Raw genomic sequence first — 23205 nt, forward strand, 5'->3', positions numbered from 1 at the left:
AAATGTTTACTAATTGTTTTCTTTTTCCCTTTTCTCAAGGGCAATCCTTTTGATAGCCTGTTCTACATTTCCACCTAATTGGCTTGCCAGTTGCATCACTTCCAACTTTTCTGTTTCTTCAGTGGTATAGGCTAAATATTCCTCGAAACTAACTTCTGTAGCATATACTGCCGAATGCGTACCTCCTAGCCCAATCCAAACTTCTTTGTAAAGTCGCTTGGGATCATTGTTCATGTTGATGGAAAGTACCTGTGCTTTTTCTTTTTCAGTCAGACCAAGCATGGCCTGGATATCGTCAAATTTGTTCATGTACTTCCTTTGATCCAGCAGTATTTTACAATCCGAATTATTAATAATGCTTTCTTTTACAATGGGAGATTGGATGATATCATCTACTTCTTGCGTTACAACAATGGCTTCTCCAAAAAACTTTCGCACCGTTTTAAAAAGGTATTTGATATACTCTGCCATCCCTTCTTTCGCGATAGCTTTCCAAGCTTCTTCAATCAGAATTAGTTTTCGTACTCCTTTCAAACGACGCATCTTATTGATAAAAACCTCCATAATGATGATAGTCACAATTGGAAACAGGATTTTATGATCCTTGATCGCATCTATTTCGAAAACAATAAATCGTTTAGAAAGTAAATCCAGTTGCTTTTCAGAATTCAATAGATAATCGTATTCACCTCCTTTGTAGTAAGGCTCTAATACATTTAAGAAGTTGGCAATATCAAAGTCTTTTTCACGTACCTTTTTATCTTCTAAGACTTGTCTATAATCTCCTTGTACAAATTCATAAAACCCATTGAATGAAGGAAATTCATCCTGCTCCTTGATTCGCTCAATGTAACCACTCACCGCATTTGAAAGTGCCACTTCTTCTGAGCGTGTTGGTGGCTCATCATCCCTTTTCCATAAGGTCAATATCAAAGTTTTAACACTTTCTCTTTTTTCAATATCGAATACGCCATCATCGGTGTAGAAAGGGTTAAAGGCAATCGGATTGTTTTCGGTATAGGTGAAATAAACACCATCTTCTCCTTTGGTTTTTCCTTTGATTAATTCACACAATCCTTGATACGAATTACCTGTATCTACCAATAAAACATGAGCCCCTTGTTCGTAATATTGCCTGACCATGTGATTGGTAAAAAATGACTTCCCTGATCCTGATGGTCCTAGTATGAACTTATTCCTGTTAGTAATAATACCGCGCTTCATGGGCAAATCAGAAATATCCAAATGAATGGGTTTCCCGGTTAGTCGGTCGGCCATCTTGATTCCAAAAGGTGAAGGCGAACTTTTATAATTGGTTTCTTCAGTGAAAAAACAAAGTGCAGGTGCGATAAAAGTGTAAAAGCTTTCTTCACTCGGAAAGTCTCCTGCATTACCTGGCATTCCTGCCCAATAGAGCGTCGCCACGTCTGTGGTGTTGTGCCTTGGTTTACATTCCATCAATGCCAAAGCACTACCGGTGTCGTTCTTTAGTTGTTTTAATTCCGCTGGATTATCTGACCATGCCATTACATTGAAGTGTGCCCGAATAGAAGCATGTCCAAAAGAATGTGCTTCATTCAAATAGCGTTCGATCCATTCCTTATTAATTTGATTGGCTCGGCTATACCGTGCCAAGGAATGCATGTTTCTTGCTGACTTCTCAAACTTACGTAGGTTGTCTTCACTGTTATCTAAAAAAAGATACTGGTTGTAGATGTGATTGCAGCTTAACAACAATCCAACTGGTGCAGCAAAAGACAAAAGACAGTCACTTCTATCGGTAGACAATTTTTCATAACGGGTTTCTGCTGATACTGAACTAGGCAAATCATCGGTATCGGACAACGTATGCAAACAAAGTCTTTTATTTCCTATGCGAACTTCTTCTCCGCCCAAAGCGATATCCTGCATCGGTGTCCCCTCCTCTCTTGAAAGGCTTAGGTATTGTTCCAATAATCCTTGTTTACTAGCTGTTCCAATGATATCATCCTCGCTTAATCGTTCTAGTTTTATAAAATCGGAATCGTTCACGATCCGCTCAAATTGCGCCACCGATTCCATAAAGCGAGAAATGGTTTCCTTATCTCTTAGCTCTTTTGGGATGAGCACTCCTTTGCAAAGCGAAGAGAAATTGCTCTGCATTCGCATACGCTCTTTGGACGTTTTAGTTAAGAACAGATAACAATAATGATTCAGAAACGGACGCTCATTAAAATGTTGTTGGTAGGACTTTGCCAAAAAACTCAAATCTTCTTTAGCAATATCAGGAGCATAATTTTCCTTGATGTACCAATCTTGTTTATGAACCACCGTATAATCAGGCAAGGTTTTGATTGCTTTGTGCCAAGCAGAATGAATGGCTTCATATTCCGCAGAGGCTACTGTAAAAAGCTCTGGAAGCTGCACTCGAAAGCACGCGGTGATATCAGCATCCTTAGAGATAATACAATTATTTTCTACTGCTAGCAACGGAAACTTACTTTCCAAGGTTGTCGATTTTGATTTATTTCTCATAGCTGATGCATTTTGGAATTCAACTGAAAATAGCGATGTACAGGCTTACGACAGATAATATATCGAGGATGTCTTTTGTTCGCTCCCACTTTCATCAAACCATGTTCACCGTATTTTTTGTTCAGTGAAAAAGTTTGCCATACTAATAGCGATCCTCCACCGAGTCCTATAAACAGACACAGATAAGAATTGACTCCAGTCATGTACAAGATCATTATCAGGATAAGCATCCCGAGCAAACCACCTGCGAAGAGGAACAAGTACTGTGCTTTCAGTCCTTTGAACTCCACCGTTCTTCCAATACCTTTATTAATATTATACTTATTCATAAAGCAAATACTATAAAAAGAACGAACGTAAAACAGTTGCCGCTACAATCAAAAAGATACAAGCTCCAAACCAACTCGCAGCAGTCTTGCTAGTATCTGGATCACCGCTACTAAACTTGTTATATACCTTCACCCCACCAATGAGGCCTACTACTGCTCCAATAGCATAAATAAGTTGGGTAGCAGGATCAAAATAAGAAGTGACCATTTGCGTCGCTTCCGTAATTCCTGCTGTTCCGTTTCCTTGTGCAATTACACTAATTGCTGACAGCATAGTCACTGCTACCAACATTACTTTTTTTCTTTGATTTTCCATGATTTAAATAGATTAAAATGTTCTATATTCCCGCACTTTGCAGGATTTAAGAACAAATATCATGTGGAAACCGTTGTCGTTTAATAAGTTGTCGTTAAGTGGAATTGTTTGGCAGAAGAAGACTTGATAACTTAGTTTGGGATAATAAAATCACTTATTTAAGCAAATAAACATCTCCTATATTACAAATCGCAATATGCAATTTGAGAGGACCGATTTCAATTGTTTGTGGAGAAAATAGAACAAATTAGAAGTTTGCAATATTGATTTAAATTAACCTACAAGTTTTATGAGTAAATGTGTCATTTAATTAGTAATCAGTGGAATTATTTCTCTTTAAATATCAATTAAAAAAAGAAATATATTACATTAGCTTTTTTAGCTTAACTTTTAGACAAGGCTTTAGAATTGATTTGTAAGCTTATGAAAAGAAATAAAACTGACTTTGTGGTCTTACCTGCATTCCATGGTGATTGTATTCTAATTAAGACATATGACATTGAGCATGATGAATTTATCATTCTTATTGATGGAGGAACTTCTCAAACCTTTCGTTATTCTTTAAAGGACGAACTTAAAAATATTTCTAGGATAAATCTTCTTATTCTTACACATATTGATTCAGATCATATTGCTGGACTAATAGCTTTTTTCAAAAACAGCTTAATTAATGAAATTCAGATTGATGAAATATGGATGAATAATCCTGATTTAGTTGAAATAAATAATGGAGAGCTTATTAGCGTAAAACAAGGAGGAAATTTAAAAAATTTAATTTTAGAGAAGCAGCCAAAAACGAAACTCATTCAAATTTCTACCTTAGATAATGTTATTAATCACTCAGGAATTGAATTTACTATTCTATCTCCCACAACTGATATTGTAAATGAGTTATATGTACAGTGGGGAGCACTAAAAGAATTAGAAAAGCAAGAAAATAGATCAAATATCTCTTCAGTACGAAATTCTTATTTGCAATCATTAGAAGATTTAAGTAAAACACCTTTCTCTCCTGATAAAAGGATTAACGAAGATATATTTAACGCCTCTTCCATTTCTTTTTTATTGAAATGTCCTGATATTTCAATATTACTACTAGCTGATTCTCGTCCAGAAATTATAACACAGAGTTTAAAGGGAATTGGGATCAATAACGACAATCCTCTTTTTGTTGACTATGTAAAAGTTTCGCATCATGGAAGCTTAAATAATACTTCTCAAGAACTCATGGATTTAATCATGAGTAATAATTATTTAATATCTACAAATGGTGGATCTGCTAATCATCGTCATCCATCAAGAGAAACTATCTCTCGAATAGTATATAATCGCAATAGAAATGAGAAAAAATTGAACATCTTTTTTAATTATGATTTAAAAGGTTTAAGAGAAAAAATTGGTGATTTTATTAATGAAAATGATCTAGAGCATGGAAATTGGAATGCTATAAATCAAAATAGATTTTAGAACTTATATGATACATAATCAAACTGAAAAATATTGTGTTCGAATTAAATGTAATGGACATACTGGCAGTGGAGTTCTTCTTCCTGGTATAGAAACTTTTTATGTATTAACTGCAGCTCATTGTCTTGGCGACAGTATGCCTAATATCGAAGACATAATAATTGAAAAACAAAATGACTATTCTTCAGATTTTAATCAAATAACAAGTGTAGAAATCAAAGAATTTAATCAAGAGCATGACTTTGCCGTAATAGAAATTGATTTCTTTGACGAAGAGAAGCATCTTTACCAGTATAAATTAGGGACGGGTGTTTTAGCTGAAAATGAAATAAAATTTTGTGGTTACCAAGGATTAAATATTAATCAATATCGACCTTTTAATGGAAAGGTTTTATCCGTGAGTGATTACTTAGGTAGATTTAAAATTACCTTACAAAATGAAACATTTGATCAAGCAGGAGAAGAAGGACATTACGTAGCAAAAGGACTATCAGGAAGTGGAGTATTTATTTATAGACATAATTCCCCTTTTTTAATTGGAATATTAAAATCTGTAATTTCTAATAAAGCGTGGAACGATGATATCGAGTGCTGTTCAATAAAACACATTGCAAAATACATCTCGGAATATGTTGATTTATCTGATTTTGAAAATTTAAAGAAATGGAATGAAAATATAGAAACTCAACGCACAGAACGAGAAATCGACGCATTTAAATTTGAAAATAGTGATTTTTTCGAGAAACTTTACAGAAAAAATCAAGTATTGTATCCTGAGATTGCAAAAGCAAATAGCGTTACAGCAAAGCAGATTAGAAAATTCCTTGCGATGAAAGACAATATTAGAACTATGGAAAATGATTATCCTCTACTTTACACAAATTTCAAAAATATTGTTCAAAGATTTGTTGATCAAGTTGAAGATGAATATTCAAGAGCTGTAAATATAAATACTGAGGCTATCGATTTAAAAAGAGAGTTACAAAATGAATTGAAGGGAGAATTAGAAATATTACCAAATTATACAAATCTAGATTTATCTGAATACCAAATTATTGAATGGTTAGGAATGTGTACTTTAAATTTCACGAATAATGATTGATATTAAATTAGATCAAAAGCCAATCTCTGTATCCATAAGATATAATGGATATTATAAAGTTGTTTTACTGTTGGCTATAATTAACCATTGCGCGACTGCCAAAAAAGCCAGTTTAGAATTAATACATATTGTTTTTTGGAGTTTACGTAATGAAAATAATTATCAAATTTTACTTGATTTATCAAATCAAGTAAGAAAAGATCTGATCCCATGGACTTTTGAACACGGAATAGAAGAGGTTTTAGCTTTGGGTTTAATTAATGGATATATTGAGAGGGTTATTGTAAGTCAAGCACTAGAGATAAAAATAACAAATGTGGGCATTGATATTATTAATTCAATAAATAAGTTTGAACTTTTTCAAGATGAATTACAGAAAATAAGAGATATTGGAATATTACCCAAATCAAGATTAACAGCAGCAAACGCTAATTGGAAACTATTATAGAAAGATATATGTTTAAAATAAATAAATTAAAAGCAGAAATTCTATCAGACAGAAGTGAAGACATTGCAGATTTATATGGGTTTGAGTTTGAATTTAAAAGAGGTTTAAATATAATTGCAGGACCCAATTCCAGAGGAAAAACAACAATCAATACTTGTATTTATTATGCTTTAGGAATGGAGGAATTACTCGGTGCTCATAATGAAAAAGCATTAGATAAAGCTCTAAAAGAAGAATTTACAATTAAGCTCAATGATGAGGATGAAGGAATAAATTATAAAGTACTATCATCTAAAATTTTATTAGAGATTGAAAATGAAAATAATGAGATTGTTTACTTAGAAAGATATATCACAACAAATTCAGAAGATGTAAAAACATCTAATATCACCGTTTACAATTCATCTATAGATTTAAAAGATGATGAGAATAATGTTATCCAACAATTTGTTTATTTTGTCAATTCAAGGGGAAATAATGAAGCTGCAAATGGGTTCTATAATTGGTTAAGTAGTTTTATGAATGTAGAACTTCCTATCGTAAGTAATAGTTCGCGAACAGATAATTATAGCCCTCTCTACCTTCAAACAATATTCTCTGCATTATTCATTGAACAAACAAAAGGTTGGTCTGACTTTTTTGCTACAATGCCTTTCTTTGGTATTACTAAAGCAAAAGAAAAAATAGTTGAATTTTTATTAGGTTTAAATGAAATTCACCTCTCTACAGAAAAAGATATCCTTAATAAGGAAAAGAATCTTATAATAGAAGATTGGAAAAGAAAAATAAAAGCGTTTTCATATTTAGAAAAACAAACAAGTTCAAGTATTATAAATGTTCCCGAAGAATTGACAACAGACTTATCAGAAATTGACAAAATAAATGTTGTTTTTTCTACCTCTGAAAATGAAAAAGTTACTTTTAATCAATTTATTACGGGAAAAACAGAATTGGTCAAAGAATTAGAAAACAGGCCAATTTCTACTATAAAAGAAAATCGTGAAGAAACAGTATTAGAATTCAATAAACAAAAGCAAGAGTACTTTGAACTAAAAGAGTATATTGAAAAATTTGAAAGTAAACTACGTATTGATAAACAGCAGGATTATAGTTTAAAAAACCAATTAAATATTGTTGAAGTTGAGATAATAGATCATATAAATCTACAAAAAGTTTTTAGTGAAAATATTATTAATGAATATGGGACAAATCAATGTCCGACTTGTACGCAGCCAGTATCAACAAATCTGATCAACACTAAAAATATAAAAATACCACAGCTTACTCTTTCTGAGAATACTAATTTTTTAAGAAGTCAAAAAAAAATAATACAAACCTCAATTAAAAGTTTAATCGAAATAATTAATGAAAAAGAAGTACTTCTTACATATTTTAAAAACAACTTACGTCAAAAAGAAATATTAATTAAATCAATTTCAAAAGATTTAATTTCTGATGATAGAGCTTTCTCAGAATCAGAGATTGTTAGAAAGCTTCAACTTGAAAGAGAGATTGAAAATTTAAAAATGCTTAAAGAATCCATTGCAGAATTAAAAGCAGAATTAATTGAACTCGCAAATAAGTCCCATAATAATGATCTTAAGATGGGAGGTCTAGGAAAATCAGAACAAGAGGATGAGGATAAACTATTTAGTTTTGAGACACAATACAAGGATTTTCTCTTCGGATTTGGTTATGAAAGCAATGAAAAATACCAGATATCTATTAATAGGAAAGAACCTTTCAAATATTTTCCAGTCTATAAAAATCACAGAAAAGATAATGTTCCTCAGTCTGTCCGTATAAACTCCTCAGCTTCTGATTTTGTACGTAATATTTGGGCTTATACTTTAGCTTTATTGCAAAATGGAATTAACCACCCCGGTATAATCATGTTTGATGAACCAGGGCAACACAGAACTAATTTAAATAGTTTAAAAGCATTATTAAAGACATGCTCAGAAATAGAAGAAAGACAAATAATAATTTTTACTTCAATTGATAAGAAGTTAAATGATGATGAACGAATTGATTTAGATATGCTTATAGAAAATATAGAAAGTGATAAATATAAACTTATACGATTGGATAACCTCCATAAAGTAATCAAGAAATTATAAATCTTTCCAAAAGTTAAAATGATATTGGGTAGTTCACACAAACTCCCCAATATCAAACTCCTCTAAATCATTTTTCAGCAAAATAGAAGAACCAGAATCCGTCTCTGAAGAAAGTGTACCATCTAGCAGCTTGGCTATTTTTTGAGAAGCATCTTCGATGGAATTTTCCAATAGGTCGAATAATTCGGTTCCTTGTATTTTCTGAAGTAGGACTGTTGCTGTTTCCTTTTGAGAGGGTCTCATTTTCTCTTTATTTAACAACGTTTTTACAGTACTTAACTCTTCAAAGGTAACCCCTTGGGCAAAACCATTATCGCCATCGGATAGTCCATAACTATTCCGTTCTTCCTCCTCATTCTCAAAATCAGGTACATTCCCAAAAACTTCCTCTAGCTCTTCTTTTCGAATTTGTAATTCGACTTTATCTTCGTCGATTTCTATATCAAAATTATCATTAAAACGAACCTCTTTTTGCTCTTGACTGTCATTGGACTTCTTTGGAACAGAAAGGCTTCTTTGAGGCTTAGGCTGCCCCATAATATCAGGGAGACTCGAGTTATTTTTCTCTTGTCTTGGCTGTTGTTCCTTATATTTTTTAATGACAATTTTATCCTTTGCCAAAAGGAAAATGACGATGAGCAAACAAATTACAATTACAGTTTCCATTCTATTTAGTATTATACATTGATTAAAAAATCGGCTTGTTTCTCTCATTAAAAAATTCCTGAATTTCGGTTCCAAAATCATTAAAATGCTGTTCTAAAATATTATCAATATAGGAATACAATGTTGTTTTCTCTTCCCTTGTCAATTGAACAATTCGAAGGAGTCTTTCATGATATTCAGGCCTTATATACACCACTTTACCACTGCGACCGGATGGATATCTGTTAGTGAGAAATACTTCTTCATAATTCCGTTTCTTTGAAGCGCTTACACGAATTTTCTCTTTGGGCTTATTTTCGGTAGCTTCGACACTTTGGCTTGTGTTTTTATCTTTGTTGATCGCTTCATCCCCACTCATAATATTCATGAGGTAATCCTCATCTACAACTGGTTTTTGAAAACGGTTGTGCTTTTTATCAGATTCCATATAAGAAAAGATTTAAGTGTTTATGATTTTGAGAAATTCATTTACAAAGAGATCAAGCTTAGTTATCTTCATCAAATTAGGCTCAGCAGGAAGCAGGCTAGATCTAAAGATATAATTACTAGTGTCATCCGTTTCCTTTCGGAAACGTTTACTATCCATTATTTTTGATTCCATTATAGAAAGGCCTAATGCTTCTATTACACTTTGATAGGCCTTATACAAACTAGTCTTTTCCCTCCTATCTACTTGATTCCAAAACAACCAAAATTGTAAGTTCTTGTTCCCTCCATCTGTTTCTGGAAGTTGTAAAAATGCTTTGGCAAATCCCAAAGTACTTTCTACTACCAAACGGTCGGCAGTAATGGGAGAAAAGATAAAGTCCATTGCTTTTAGAGTGGTCAAAACTCCTTTGGTGTTGGCAGTTCCTGGAAGATCAAACAAAATAATATTCCAATCACTATTCGATTGATCTATATATTCTGACGCTTTTTCTAGCGCATTCTCGGCCTTACAACGAATGACAGGAAATGCTTTTTTATCAATCGACTGAAACTGCTTCATAGCCGCTCTCTTATGATGTTCATTTTGCATCACCGTTTTAAGATCTCTATCTCTCATATTGCTGAGACTATGCTGCGGAAAATCACAGTCCAAAACCAATACATTAAATCCCAATCGATAATGAAGCACGCTAGCTAACAAGGTTGTCATTGTTGATTTCCCTACTCCACCCTTTTGAGTTGAGAAACTAATTTTGAAAGTTTTATTTATTGTTTCCATTACTTATAATTTTAAAATTATCTATTTACTAAATTGCTTTGCTGTACGGCTGCATACCTTCTTGTATTTCTTTACAAGTTTTTGCCCTATTAATTTGCCTTAAGTATGTACTTATCTACAATTGTAGATTCATACAATTTTCAACAGTTATGCCTTGTTTATTGGTATTATGTAAGCTCATTTGTTTTACTGCTTTTATGCTTTTACATTTTTATGGTTGTACAACTGTATCGTTTTATACTTTACTATTTTACTAAATACTTGCTTACTCTTAAACCTTGATATTTGTGTTTGAAATTGGATATAGAATTGTTTTTAAATATCCTTTTACAACTTTGAAACAAAGAAAGCTGGTAACTCCAAACCATCTCAGAACGATGAACTCATTGGCGTTCAAAGGCAATGTTTGGCAATACTTACTACTACACCATTCTAAAAATCAATGATTTACTTTGTTATAGAAGTAAATAAATGAGAGTATGAAAGTCCCAAATCTACATTTGAATAAGAACTGGAACGGCTTAAAGCCGTTTTTCCCTGCTGTATTAAATCTGTTCCGCCGACAGGCGAACGGATTATCTGTTCACCAGAACAGAGCAAGTTGTGTTTTGAGGCACTCGAAATGAATTCCGTGCCTGAAAACAACTTGCCGCCGCCGCGGGGCTAAAACACCCTCCGAAGTCGGGGTTTTCTAAAAATTAAAATTAGAATGATGATGGAGAATCAACAAAACAAAAAGCAGCACAAAGGCGGTAGGAATCCTAAAAAGGATCCTAGCATCCACCGTTATGTATTTCGACTAACAGACCAGGAAAATGCTAAATTCCTTTCTCTTTTTGAAGCTTCGGGAGCGGATAATAAAGCACTATTTATCACTTCTCTGTTATTTGAAAAGCAAATAAAAACGGTAAAAGTAGATCTAGCAGCAATGGATTATTACATGCGCTTAACCACTTTGTACGGTCAGTTTCGTGCTATTGGTGTTAATTACAATCAAATTGTCAAGATATTGTACCGCAATTTTTCTGAAAAGAAAGCTGCAGCCTATCTCTTTAAATTGGAAAAACAAACAATCGAGTTGGCTCAGTTATGCCGTTCCATAACGCAATTAACAGAAGAATTCGAATTAACACATCTGAAAAAAGGAGAAAAATGATAGCAAAAATTGGTCGTGGAGCAAACGTAATTGGTGCACTTTCTTATAACCAACTTAAAGTAGATCAAGAAAATGGATCAATATTAATGACTAATAGAATAAGAGAAACAGTCAATGGAGAGTTTACTGTTAACCAATTATATAGTTCCTTCGAACCGTATTTAATGGCAAACAAGCGAACAGAAAAACCTGTTTTGCATATTTCTCTTAACCCAAACCCAAAAGATAGTGTAAGTGATGAAGACTTTAAAAAAATCGCACAAGACTATATGGAGCTTATGGGCTATGGCGACCAGCCTTATGTTGTTTTTAAGCATACCGATATTGAACGAACTCACATTCATATCGTTTCGACCTGCGTTGATCGTTACGGAAAAAAGTTATCTGATTCCTATGAGAAATTACGTTCCATGAATGCGTGCCGTGCATTGGAGCAAAAACATCAATTACTTCCTGCAACTGAACAGAATCAAAAACCGAAGGAAGTAATTTTTAAACCAGTTGATTACAAAGTAGCCAATATAAAAAGTCAAATAGCATCGGTAATTCGACATCTGCCAAGGTATTATCAGTATCAAAGTTTAGGAGCTTATAATGCACTACTTTCTCTTTTTAATATTACCGCTGAGCAAATAACCGGAGAAATACACGGTCAGTCTAAGCAAGGACTTGTTTATTTTGCAGTGAATGAGAAAGGAAAAAAGGTAACTAATCCTTTCAAATCCTCTCTTTTTGGAAAACAGGCCGGTATGGATAATTTGCAAAAGAATTTCGAACAAGCTAAAGAGAAGATGAAAACAGCACCTTCTAAAGACATCCTGAAAAATTCGATAGAGGTGGCTACGCATACCACGAATAATGAAACTGATTTTAAAAAACAACTAGTCGATCAAGGAGTTAATACAATTGTTCGAAGAAATGATCAAGGCCGTGTATACGGAATGACTTTTATTGACCATGAATCTCGTACTGTGTGGAATGGATCCCAATTAAGTAAAAATTTATCTGCCAACATTTTTAATGATTTATGGAAAAATGAAGGGACTCAAAAAGTTCAGAATGAGAGACCGCATACCAAAACAATTTCATCAAAAAACAATAAAACTGAATCCAAACCTCAAACAGAAAAACCGCATGCTCTTTTTGATTTTCTTAATGGAAATCATTCAACCCATTCTAATACTAATTTCGGACTTATAGAAAGCCTTGGAACTTTATTACCAAATGCTCAAGGTGAAGATTATGAAGAACAAGTATTTGCGAATCAAATAAAGAAAAGGACAATACGCAACAATCAACGAGGCAAGAAATAGTTTAGCGAGACAACCAACGCCAACTGATGCCAACGGAAGTCAATTGACTTAGGTTCTTTTACGTTCGATCTACTTTCGCTCGTTACATTTTTAACTTTTTAATTATGCAAGGAGAAGATGATTTAAGAGGACTCGCCAAAATAATGGCTTTCATGCGCGCTGTGAGTATCCTTCTAGTACTCATGCACTTTTACTGGTTTTGTTATAGTTTTTTCTTAGAAAAGGGCTGGACGTTGCAAGTCATTAACAAGATTCTAGGTAATTTTCAACGTACTGCAAGTCTATTCTCTCATACCATCTACACCAAGATTTTTGCTTTGGTATTGTTAGCATTAAGTTGTTTGGGGACAAAAGGTGTGAAAAACGAAAAAATTAGCTGGTCTAAAATATCCATTGCCTTAGTCATTGGATTTATACTTTTCTTCCTCAACACACCATTGCTAAAGTTATCTGCTGATTTAGCTATTTCGTTGTATATTCTTACTACTTCAGTTGGTTACATTTCCCTAATGATGGCTGGAGTTTGGACCAGTCGAATACTACGAACCAATCTTATGAGCGATGTTTTTAATAATGAGAATGAAAGCTTCATGCAAGAAACCAAATTGATGCAAAACGAATATTCCGTTAACCTGCCAACCAAATTTTATTACAAAGGCAAATGGAATGAAGGATGGATTAATGTGGTAAATCCTTTTCGAGCTTCCATAGTTTTAGGAACACCAGGATCTGGTAAGAGTTATGCCATTATAAACAACTATATCAAGCAGCATATCGAGAAAGGATTTTCGATGTACATCTATGATTTCAAATTCGATGATCTTTCTACCATTGCATACAATCATTTACTTAAGCATTCGGACAAGTATACCGTTAAACCAAAATTCTACATTATCAACTTTGATGATCCTAGCAGAAGCCATCGTTGCAATCCCATCAATCCAGATTTTATGACAGACATCTCAGATGCTTATGAATCTGCCTATACCATTATGTTGAATCTTAACCGCAGTTGGATACAAAAACAAGGCGATTTCTTTGTGGAGTCTCCCATTATATTACTAGCCGCTATCATCTGGTTTCTAAAAATTTATGACAATGGAAAGCATTGTACGTTTCCACATGCCATAGAGTTACTAAACAAGAAATATGTTGATGTTTTTACTATCCTTACTTCCTACCCTGATCTCGAAAATTATTTGTCACCGTTTATGGATGCTTGGCAAGGTGGCGCTCAAGATCAATTGCAAGGACAAATCGCTTCCGCAAAAATTCCGTTGTCTAGAATGATTTCACCTCAACTTTATTGGGTGATGACTGGAGATGACTTTTCGTTGGACATCAATAATCCAGATGAACCTAAAATTCTTTGCGTAGGAAACAATCCCGACAGACAAAATATTTATTCTGCTGCCTTGGGTTTGTACAATTCGAGAATCATAAAACTAATCAATAAGAAAGGAAAATTAAAAAGTTCGGTGATAATCGATGAGTTACCAACGATTTATTTTAGAGGCTTAGATAATTTAATTGCCACAGCTAGAAGCAATAAAGTAGCGGTATGTTTGGGATTTCAAGATTATTCGCAATTGACTCGTGATTATGGTGATAAGGAAAGTAAGGTCATTCAAAATACGGTGGGCAACATCTTTAGTGGTCAGGTTGTAGGAGAAACGGCCAAAAGCTTATCCGAACGGTTTGGTAAAGTATTACAGAAACGCCAGAGTTTAACTATCAATCGAAATGACAAATCAACCTCAATTTCTACACAATTAGACAGCTTGATACCATCATCAAAAATCTCCACGCTTACGCAGGGTGTGTTTGTGGGAGCTGTTTCAGATAACTTTGACGAACGCATAGAACAGAAAATTTTCCATTCTGAAATTGTGGTAGACAATGAAAAAGTAGCTTCAGAAACTAAAGCTTATAAAAAGATACCCGTTATTTTACCTTTCGTTGATGAAAACGGTCAAGATAATATGAAAATCGAAATTGAGGCTAATTATAAACAGATAAAACGAGATATTGTTTTTATTATAGAAAGTGAATTGGAACGCATTAAAAACGATCCTGATTTGCAACATTTGGTGCAAGAGGGGCGAAATCAATAACCTTAAATAGAATAAACCTTTAGTTAGTGTTTGTTATTATGTACATATTTGCTATTTTTGTTCATATTAATGAACATATTATAAATATGAGTGCAAAAAAGCAAATCTTATTCCCTAAACACCAACTCCTTTTAGAGCAAATGGGGGAGAATATTAAATTGGCTCGAAAAAGAAGAAAACTCACTGCAATACAAATTGCTGAAAGAGCCGATATTGCTAGAACCACTTTATACCAAATAGAAAAAGGAAATTCTAGTGTGGCAATAGGTGCCTATTTTAATGTACTGAGAGTACTCGGTTTGCAAGACGATTTTTTAAAATTAGCTGCTGACGACGAACTTGGAAGAAAACTTCAAGACCTCGACCTATTAAAGTAATGACTTACTAGAAGCAAATTAAACTGATCTCTTATTCAAAACACACAACATGTCACAAAGTAAAACCGACATCTACGTATACGCCCATTGGCAAGAAATGCAGGAACCAAAATTAATAGGTGTCTTATCTGCACAACAAGCCAAAGGTAAAAAAGCATTTAGTTTTGAATACGATAGAAACTGGCTCAAAACTGAACAAAAATTCCTTTTGGATCCAGACATCCAATTATATAGTGGACCACAATACCCGAATCAAAAAGAAAACTTTGGCATTTTTTTAGACAGCATGCCTGACACTTGGGGACGCACCTTAATGAAACGTCGAGAAGCGCAACTTGCTAGAGAAAGGAACGAAAAGTCAAAAACACTCTATGATATTGATTTTCTGTTAGGTGTATATGATGAAAGTCGTATGGGAGCATTACGATTTAAAACCGATCCGAATGGAGATTTCTTAGATAACAATAAAAACACTTCTACTCCGCCCTGGTCCTCTATTCGAGAACTGCAAAATGCAGCAGCTAATTTCGAAAATGACAAAGATAATGAAGAGGTCAACAAATGGCTATCGGTTCTTATGGCGCCTGGATCCTCATTAGGAGGCGCTAGACCCAAAGCTAATATTTTAGACAATGACAATAGTCTTTGGATTGCTAAATTCCCCTCCAAAACAGATACTGGAGATAAAGCAGCTTGGGAGTTTCTGGCCTATAAATTGGCTACCAATGCTGGTATTAATATGGCGCCCTGTCGAATAGAAAAAATCATGGGCAAGCACAATACTTTCTTTACCAAACGTTTTGATAGAGGAAAAGGTAAAAGAATTCATTTTGCTTCGGCTATGACTATGACAGGTAACAATGAAGATACTATAAGAGACAATCCCGCAAGTTATTTAGATATTGCTGAATTCATCAGCAATCAAGGTGCCAACGTAGAAGAAAATCTACACCAACTATGGCGCAGAATCGTTTTTAATATAGCCATTTCAAACACCGATGACCATTTGCGAAACCATGGTTTTATTTTAACTAAAGAGGGCTGGATCCTCTCCCCGGCTTACGACCTTAACCCTTCCATAGACAAAGATGGTTTGGCTCTAAATATTGATATGGATAATAATGCGTTGGATTTTGAATTCGCTAAAAGTGTTGGGGAGTATTTTAGATTGAATACTTTACAAATGGAAAACATTATTCAAGAAATCATACAAGTTACAACCAACTGGAAAACAATAGCCACCGAAATAGGAATTTCTAGAGCAGAGTTGGAAATGATGGAAAAGGCTTTTATTTATTAGAGATACTTTAAAAATCAGTCTCACTCCAATCATTCTCTTTGCTCCGTTCGGCTGCTGCCGTCGGTATGCCTTAATGATTAAGGTGTAAGCGAAAAACTGTTTTTCGGCATCCCTACCCTTCGCAGGCACTTCACAGCCCATAAAAAAAACAGCAGCTTGAAAATAAGCAACTGTTATTTTTAGGCTGTTCCGTTCCTCAGCTCCACATGTTCATTCCTTGCGTTCGGTCAGGCTTATATAAGCAGGATAAAGCTTCATTACTTTACGCTCCGTGCCTACGCTCCACTGCATTCCAGCCCTATCCTACTTATAGCCTTCCTTTTATTAATTTGAGTTGGTACTCAAATCTCTTAGATTCATATTTTTCTCTATAAGTAAGTTTTACTAAAAAGTAACCAAAGATCTGTCAACCAGTTTATTTTCCTTTCTTCTTTTGGGGAAATATAAAAGAGGTCTCTCCTCCTTCATCCATAGCGATAAAAGCATCGAATTTCTTACCTGATTTACTTGTCATTCCTTTTAAGAGACTGGTCTTTCCTTTAGTTATCAATGCTTCCAAATCTACAAGATTGAGTTGTATGCCGCATATATTTCTGAACTGAACCCAATTACAGTTTTCGTCCTTGCATTTAACCAACTTGTCTCGAAGAATCAATTTTTGGACCTTACATTTTGGACAAATAAGCTCCGGTTGTCGCTCTACTTCTATTGCTAAATCAAGTATTTCATGAGTTAAAGACTTTGTATAAGTTTCTATTTCTTTTTGGAAGGTTGCTAAATTAGATTCATTATTCTCTATCTTTTGCAAAGCTAGTTCCCAGTTTGCAGTCAACATCACATTAGCAATATTTTTGTCTTTTACCAATTCATAGACCTTTAATCCTTTTGCTGTCGGCAGTAGTAATTTTTTATCGCGTTTAACATATTCCCTGTTAAAAAGTGTTTCAATAATGGCTGCTCTAGTGGCAGGAGTACCAATTCCTACACCTTGTATTATTTTGCGTTCCTGCTCATTTTCAATCTGATTCCCTGCGTTCTCCATTGCAGATAATAAGCTTGCTTCCGTATAAATACCTGGTGGTTTGGTTTTCTTTGCTACTATTTTTGCTGTCTTAATCTTTACTTCATCACCAATTTTTAGAGTTGGTAATTCTTGAATTGGATCTTTATCTTCATCGCTAAAATCACCTTTGATAACTCTCCAACCAGCATCTAGAATTTTGATTCCTTTTAATCCAAAATCATAGTGTGCAACCTGTAGCACAATGTTTGTTATTTCTTTAGTACAAACAGGAGAAACTGACTCTAACAATCGATAGACAATCATTTCATAAATTGCCTTCTCTCTGGCTGATAAAGCCGATGGTATTTTATCGGTGATCAATATACCATGATGATCGGTCACTTTTAAATCGTTGACGATCCGTTTATTCAAACGATTTAATTTCATCTTAGCAACTACAGCTTTGAATTTCTCCAGCTCTTCCACTATCCTTATCAGCTTAGGAATTTCTTCCCACATGTCCTCAGGAATATATTTACTCCCAGTACGTGGGTAACTAATGAATTTCTTTTCATAAAGACTTTGAGCGATATTGAGCGTTTCTTCGGCTGTTAGACTTAACCTTGTGTTAGCCTCTTTCTGTAATGCAGTAAGATCAAATAATAATGGTGACTGCTCACTTATGGTTTTGGTTTCTGTGTCTATTACTGAAGCCTTTCCATGCTTAAATACTGTTTTCAATACATACTCAGCCTTTTTAACTTCATCCCATTTAAGTGTAGAAAGACTTTTAAAATCAACGTACTCTTTGTTATGCTCCAATTCAATTTGCCAATAGTCTTCAATTTTGAATGACTGATTTTCTAAAAAACGTTTGCAAATTAATGCTAATGTTGGAGTTTGAACCCGACCCAGCGAAAAAATACCACTTCCACTCGCAACAGTTAGTGCTTGCGATGCATTGATTCCTACTAACCAATCTGCACGACTCCTTCCTACTCCCGCATCATGCAAACTATCAAAGTCTTTTCCTGATTTTAGATTTTCAAATCCATTAAGAATTGCCTTTTCGGTTAACGAACTAATCCATAATCGTTCGAAAGGTTTAGAGCAGTTTAAATATTCATAGATGTATCGAAAAATAAGCTCTCCCTCTCGTCCTGCATCGGTAGCCACAATTATACTATCGCAGTTTTTAAATAGTTGATCAATTGTTTTGAGTTGTTTCAATGCCCCAAGATCACGAGTATAAGTCTTGTCTTTTTTTACTTTACGTACTGTCAATAAGAATGGATTAGGCAGTATAGGCAAAGCTTCTCTTTGAAACCCACTAATTCCATAATCTTCCGGCATAGCTAAAGCCACTAAATGCCCGAACGCCCAGGTTACCTGATACCCATTTCCCATCAAGTAACCTTCTTCCTTTTCTGTAGCTCCTAACAAGAGAGCAATCTCCCGAGCAACACTTGGTTTTTCTGCAATTACTACTTTCATCTGAACAAGTCTTTAGCGTAATTACATTTTTCGCACTTTTGATTTGGCTTCTTTGGGTTTCTCCTGCAGTTCTTGTTGCTTTTCAGTTTCAGGGCTACTCTGTTTGCTTTTCAGAGGCTCTTTACTATTTTTAGTGGCCTCGTTGGTTTTACCTTCTGAATTTACAGCAACTTGTGTTTTATTTTCCTCTTTTGGTTGTGCTTTCTCTTTTAATTTATTAGGATTGTCAAAAGAAAAATCTGTTTTTCCTGTATCTTTATCGAATGTGATATAACCTTGGTATTCTTTGCCTTTCTTATCAACCAATCCGTTTACATACACGGTCTGTCCTTCTTTGAATTTTTCAAATTGCGCAGTATCCAATTCTTTCCCTCGAAAAGCTTTTGGAGCTTCAATATCTTGCTTTTCTGTTTGCTTGTTGCTATTTCCTCTATCGAACAAAAACTCTACATATCGCTTGTCTGCATTAAACTGTACTGAAGCATTAAATGGCTCTCCCTTTTTAGAAATCATACCTTCTAGATACAACGATTTACCTTCTGACAATGTATGTTTTTGTTGATCATCAAGCTTAATTCCCTTGATTTCTTCTGGAATTTTAATGAGTGTTGTACGTAGCGCAATGAGCTCATTGGTTAACTTGTCAACGCTGATAATGGATGGAATTGTCTCGCCAGTTTTGGGATTTGTCAAGTCAACAACTCTCCCCATATTTCCATTTTTCAGCAAATTATCTTTGTCTTCCTTTGTAAATTCATGACCAAAGAATTTAAAATGCAGTTGAGGTTCTTTTCGAATTCCGTGGATTGCCAATACTACTTGCCCATCTTCTTTTGCTTGTAGCGAAAGCCTAGCATCCATTTTAGTAATTGATGTCCCTAAATCAAGAGTAACAGGAACTAATTCATTTGTTTTGTAGCCTTTTAGTAAAGGTTCAAGGACATTCATTTTCTCAAGTCGTTCTTTAGTTAATCCGAGATTAGCCATTGATTTCCAATCGATTTGTTCTAATTTGTAACGGTTTTCCGTTTCCGTTGTTGATTTTGTTGTTTCCATAGTATTCTTATTTTCTTGTTTATAATTTATTTTTATTTCATTTTTGGGTTTTATTTTTTCTACATCTTTGCTAAGATTTTTAGTCATTTTTTTTATCTCGTTAGCTACAGCAATTGCTTGCTGTGCTGAAAAGCTAAAAAAGGAAAAATGAGTAGGATCTTTAAATTGATGGTAGAAATTGGTGAAAAAATTAGTAAACACATCTCCGTGTTTGTCTATACGCACGAACTGGTTTTCATTCTTTTTTTTAGGCGCTACCGTTTGCCGCTCTTGATCCTTTCCAATATCCTTGGACTCTTCAATTTTCTTTTTTTTTGGTATCGATTACTAATAAGACATCTGAAAGTTGTCCTATAAATTTTGGTTTATCAATTGGTTGTTCGTTCATTACAACATTATTTAAAATTTCATTATCCGAAAATAATGAGACAGGAAACTTCTAATCAAATAATGACTTCATCTGGCTTGACTTGTCCTGTTTTGTCTATTTTCTTTGAGAGGGGCACTAAAACTATCCCTTATAAATTGATGGACATCACTTAGTTTATAATAAATCTTCCCACTGATTGTGTAATAAGGTAACTTACCTGATGAACGGTAACGTTGAAGTGAACGACTACTAATTTTCAGCATCTGCAAAAGGTCCTGATTATCAAGCAATTCCTCTCCGTCAATGTTATTTCGTTTCTTTTGATTTTCATTCATATTTTCATTCAAAACATCAAAACGATCCATGATTCGTTCCATCCACGCTATAAATTCCATTCTATCTATATTCATGAGCCTATCTTATAAAGGTTAAAACTTATAAATCCCAATATATTTTTGAAGGATGCATTTCAAAAATATTCTTACTCGCAACAAGATCATTATTAGCTATCACATTTGAATTTGCTGTTTAACTATGTTTATTTGATTAAAAAAAACATCTTTTAATTAACTTAAAATTTTAAAATTCTCTAGATAAATATTAATGACCTACTAGGTTCTAAACTGCTTCAATATTTTTTTGATGGAGCAAATTTTATTATAAAAAATGGATGAGTTTCACAAGCACTTCACAAGTTGTGATAGATTTATTTTAGGACGGAAAAGAATATTTTAAATCAAAAAAGTAATAAAACATATTTCCTCTAAAAAAAATAAGCCTGGACTTGCTAGGAAAGGAATATCCTCTTGGAACATTCGAACATTACAACACTTCTTTAAAGCATACGGTCGAATTTCTGGAATGGAAATACAAAGTATCAGATATCAACATCAAGCAAATAGATCATGCCTTTATAATGGAGTATGAATTCTTTTTACGAAGCGTGCGTAATTGTACAAACAATACCGCACTGAAATACATCAAGAAATTCAGTAAAATAATCAAGATCTGTTTAGCCAATCATTGGCTATATAGAACCCCTTTCAGCAATTACAAAGTAAAAGAAGTCGAACGTGTGTATTTATCAGAGGACGAAATCGAGACCGTCATCAACAAAGATTTCAAAACGGAACGACTATCCCTCGTACGCGATATCTTTCTTTTCAGCTGCTTTACGGGATTAGCGTACATTGATGTCAAAAACTTGACAAAATCACATATAAGCTTGGGTATAGATGGGGAGAAATGGATCTTCACTCACAGACAGAAAACAGAAACCGCATCCAAAATCCCAATTCTTCCGGTTACGCAAATGATTATCGATAAATACGAAAATCATCCAGAATGCTGTAACCAAGACAAACTTCTCCCTATTTTGAGCAATCAGAAAATGAATTCCTATCTGAAAGAGATTGCGGGCGTTTGCGGGATTGATAAAGAACTCACTTTCCATATTGCCCGTCATACTTTTGCAACCACTGTAACACTTACAAATGGCGTCCCAATTGAAAGTGTTAGCAAAATGCTTGGTCATAAAAACTTGAGAACCACACAACATTATGCCAAAGTTTTAGATAAAAAAGTAGGTGAAGACATGAAAATTCTAAGAGACAAATTCTGTACGATTAAAGCAAAAAAGGAACAAAAAACAATCTGATATTTTCTATCCCCTTTAGATTTTCCTAATGCTAAAGGAAATTAGCAACGATATAAAGGTTCAGTACAACTTCCTTTTTGCCCTTATAAAAAGATCACAACGATATATTATTATTTAATTATGAAATTAAAAAACGATTTACCGCTCACTTTTTTCTAAAAAACACCTATTCAATTCCCGAATTGAACACTATACTTTTAGCTTCAAATAATTTATTTTGATACGTTTGTAAAGTTTTTTCCTTTTCTTCCACCAGCAAATCACTTCAAATTATATATTTATGTCAGACCAATTTAATCAGGTCCGGATTAAACGTATTTACCAAATGCTGTTCGAAATGGCAACTGGAAATATGACCTTCCGCATCGAGGATAATAGTAATGATGAATTAAAAAATATTGCCGCAGCATTAAATAAAATTGCAGAAGATCTCCAAAAAATAAATTTGGCATCAGGACATAACAGTGCTTACTATCCGTACCAAAATCTAATTCAATTAACATTTGTATTGGATAATGATTTTGTTTTATTGAGTTTTAATAATGAGGTGCCACACACTCTTAAATATAAACCAGATATAATTGTCAATACCGACTTTGGAAAATTGATTGATCAGCAATCGAAAGATCTTTGGAATGGTATTCTTGATGAATTAGATAAAAACTCCAATTACACCACTACTTTGCAATTAATTTTCATTACTGGTGATAATCACCTACTGCCATCATTTTGCACAGTATCACGATTACTATATAGCGATGAAATAATTGTAAGTTCAGTATCAACCATACTTGAAGAGATGCGTGACATTAATGACCGTCTCTCTGGTTCAAAAATTCGCAAACACAATGAAGTGACTGCGGTACAAAATTTACATGACTATATTCTAAGTCATCTGGATGAACCTTTACCCACTTTACATCACTTGGCACAAATATTTGCTATTGAAGAACACATATTAAAAAATGGTTTTAGAACTTTTTTCAAAACAAGTGTCTATAACTTTTATCAAGAGGAACGCTTGAAAAGAGCAAATCTAATGATCCGGCAAACAGCTGTTTCTTTAAAAGAAATTGCATATCTGAACGGCTTTAAGGGCTATCTTAACTTCTATAAAGCCTTCAAAAAAAGATTTGGCTACAAACCAAGTGATCTATCAAGACCCGAAGAAGATCTTCTACCCTAATACTTTTGCA

General features: G+C 34.0%; 19 protein-coding genes and 1 pseudogene. 11 read left to right on the forward strand and 9 right to left on the reverse strand.

From position 1 onward, the window contains the following. Positions 1-9: 9 nt before the first annotated feature. Genes QO200_RS13840 through QO200_RS13850 form a run of 3 tightly spaced genes read right to left on the reverse strand, consistent with a single transcriptional unit; the run spans position 10 to position 3159 of the window. Positions 10-2514, reverse strand: coding sequence for a TraG family conjugative transposon ATPase (locus QO200_RS13840; protein ID WP_371541037.1), 2505 nt, complete (start codon positions 2512-2514; stop codon positions 10-12). Further along, entirely contained in the window at positions 2511-2843 is a 333-nt protein-coding gene (locus QO200_RS13845; protein ID WP_371541038.1) for a DUF4133 domain-containing protein, read from the reverse strand. Before QO200_RS13845 ends, QO200_RS13840 begins: the two co-directional genes overlap by 4 nt. A gap of 10 nt (positions 2844-2853) precedes the next feature. After that, on the reverse strand, positions 2854-3159 hold the full coding sequence (locus QO200_RS13850) for a DUF4134 domain-containing protein (protein WP_371541039.1): 306 nt from the start codon (positions 3157-3159) through the stop codon (positions 2854-2856). A 423-nt stretch (positions 3160-3582) separates the two neighbouring features. Between QO200_RS13850 and QO200_RS13855 the strand changes: the two genes are divergently transcribed. The 4 genes from QO200_RS13855 to QO200_RS13870 are packed head-to-tail and all read left to right on the forward strand — an operon-like array spanning position 3583 to position 8296. Next, positions 3583-4626, forward strand: a complete 1044-nt coding sequence (locus QO200_RS13855; protein WP_371541040.1) for a ComEC/Rec2 family competence protein — start codon at positions 3583-3585, stop codon at positions 4624-4626. A gap of 7 nt (positions 4627-4633) precedes the next feature. After that, positions 4634-5728, forward strand: a complete 1095-nt coding sequence (locus QO200_RS13860; RefSeq protein ID WP_371541041.1) for a trypsin-like serine protease — start codon at positions 4634-4636, stop codon at positions 5726-5728. After that, positions 5721-6176: a hypothetical protein gene (locus QO200_RS13865; protein WP_371541042.1), complete on the forward strand. Its 456-nt coding sequence runs from the start codon at positions 5721-5723 to the stop codon at positions 6174-6176. The genes QO200_RS13860 and QO200_RS13865 overlap by 8 nt, the downstream gene beginning before the upstream one ends. Continuing rightward, positions 6161-8296: an AAA family ATPase gene (locus QO200_RS13870; RefSeq protein WP_371541043.1), complete on the forward strand. Its 2136-nt coding sequence runs from the start codon at positions 6161-6163 to the stop codon at positions 8294-8296. The genes QO200_RS13865 and QO200_RS13870 overlap by 16 nt, the downstream gene beginning before the upstream one ends. A gap of 33 nt (positions 8297-8329) precedes the next feature. On the opposite strand, the gene QO200_RS13875 is transcribed toward QO200_RS13870, so the two are convergent. Genes QO200_RS13875 through QO200_RS13885 form a run of 3 tightly spaced genes read right to left on the reverse strand, consistent with a single transcriptional unit; the run spans position 8330 to position 10169 of the window. Continuing rightward, a complete protein-coding gene (locus tag QO200_RS13875) occupies positions 8330-8962 on the reverse strand; it encodes a conjugal transfer protein TraD (RefSeq protein ID WP_371541044.1) in 633 nt (210 codons plus the stop codon). A gap of 22 nt (positions 8963-8984) precedes the next feature. Then, positions 8985-9389: a DUF3408 domain-containing protein gene (locus tag QO200_RS13880; RefSeq protein WP_371541045.1), complete on the reverse strand. Its 405-nt coding sequence runs from the start codon at positions 9387-9389 to the stop codon at positions 8985-8987. 12 nt (positions 9390-9401) lie between these two features. After that, the gene (locus QO200_RS13885; RefSeq protein WP_371541046.1) at positions 9402-10169 is read right to left on the reverse strand and encodes a ParA family protein; all 768 of its coding nucleotides are present in this window, start codon (positions 10167-10169) and stop codon (positions 9402-9404) included. A gap of 709 nt (positions 10170-10878) precedes the next feature. Here QO200_RS13885 and mobA point away from each other — a divergent pair. From mobA to QO200_RS13910, 5 genes are all read left to right on the forward strand, one after another. Further along, the gene (mobA, locus tag QO200_RS13890; RefSeq protein WP_371541047.1) at positions 10879-11325 is read left to right on the forward strand and encodes a conjugal transfer protein MobA; all 447 of its coding nucleotides are present in this window, start codon (positions 10879-10881) and stop codon (positions 11323-11325) included. Then, positions 11322-12638 carry a conjugal transfer protein MobB gene (mobB, locus tag QO200_RS13895; protein WP_371541048.1) on the forward strand — a complete coding sequence of 439 codons (1317 nt, stop codon included), beginning with the start codon at positions 11322-11324 and terminating at the stop codon, positions 12636-12638. Before mobA ends, mobB begins: the two co-directional genes overlap by 4 nt. Before the next feature lie 104 nt (positions 12639-12742). Continuing rightward, positions 12743-14752 carry a conjugal transfer protein MobC gene (gene mobC, locus QO200_RS13900; RefSeq protein ID WP_371541049.1) on the forward strand — a complete coding sequence of 670 codons (2010 nt, stop codon included), beginning with the start codon at positions 12743-12745 and terminating at the stop codon, positions 14750-14752. 86 nt (positions 14753-14838) lie between these two features. Beyond that, entirely contained in the window at positions 14839-15129 is a 291-nt protein-coding gene (locus QO200_RS13905) for a helix-turn-helix domain-containing protein (RefSeq protein WP_371541050.1), read from the forward strand. A 49-nt stretch (positions 15130-15178) separates the two neighbouring features. Beyond that, a complete protein-coding gene (locus tag QO200_RS13910; RefSeq protein WP_371541051.1) occupies positions 15179-16429 on the forward strand; it encodes a type II toxin-antitoxin system HipA family toxin in 1251 nt (416 codons plus the stop codon). A 415-nt stretch (positions 16430-16844) separates the two neighbouring features. Here QO200_RS13910 and QO200_RS13915 read toward each other — a convergent pair whose 3' ends face one another. The 3 genes and pseudogenes from QO200_RS13915 to QO200_RS13925 all read right to left on the reverse strand — a co-directional run bounded on the left by QO200_RS13915 (position 16845) and on the right by QO200_RS13925 (position 20762). Beyond that, entirely contained in the window at positions 16845-18926 is a 2082-nt protein-coding gene (locus QO200_RS13915; protein WP_371541052.1) for a DNA topoisomerase, read from the reverse strand. Positions 18927-18947: 21 nt separating this feature from the next. Continuing rightward, positions 18948-20370 (reverse strand): annotated as a pseudogene (locus tag QO200_RS13920) (DUF3945 domain-containing protein). A 68-nt stretch (positions 20371-20438) separates the two neighbouring features. Then, the gene (locus QO200_RS13925) at positions 20439-20762 is read right to left on the reverse strand and encodes a helix-turn-helix domain-containing protein (protein WP_371541053.1); all 324 of its coding nucleotides are present in this window, start codon (positions 20760-20762) and stop codon (positions 20439-20441) included. 374 nt (positions 20763-21136) lie between these two features. On the opposite strand from QO200_RS13925, the gene QO200_RS13930 reads away from it, so the two are divergent. After that, the gene (locus QO200_RS13930; protein ID WP_371541054.1) at positions 21137-22009 is read left to right on the forward strand and encodes a tyrosine-type recombinase/integrase; all 873 of its coding nucleotides are present in this window, start codon (positions 21137-21139) and stop codon (positions 22007-22009) included. A gap of 280 nt (positions 22010-22289) precedes the next feature. After that, a complete protein-coding gene (locus tag QO200_RS13935) occupies positions 22290-23195 on the forward strand; it encodes a helix-turn-helix domain-containing protein (RefSeq protein ID WP_371541055.1) in 906 nt (301 codons plus the stop codon). Positions 23196-23205: the final 10 nt, after the last annotated feature.

The sequence above is a fragment of the Flavobacterium sp. Arc3 genome (genome assembly GCF_041431375.1).
GTDB lineage: Bacteria > Bacteroidota > Bacteroidia > Flavobacteriales > Flavobacteriaceae > Flavobacterium.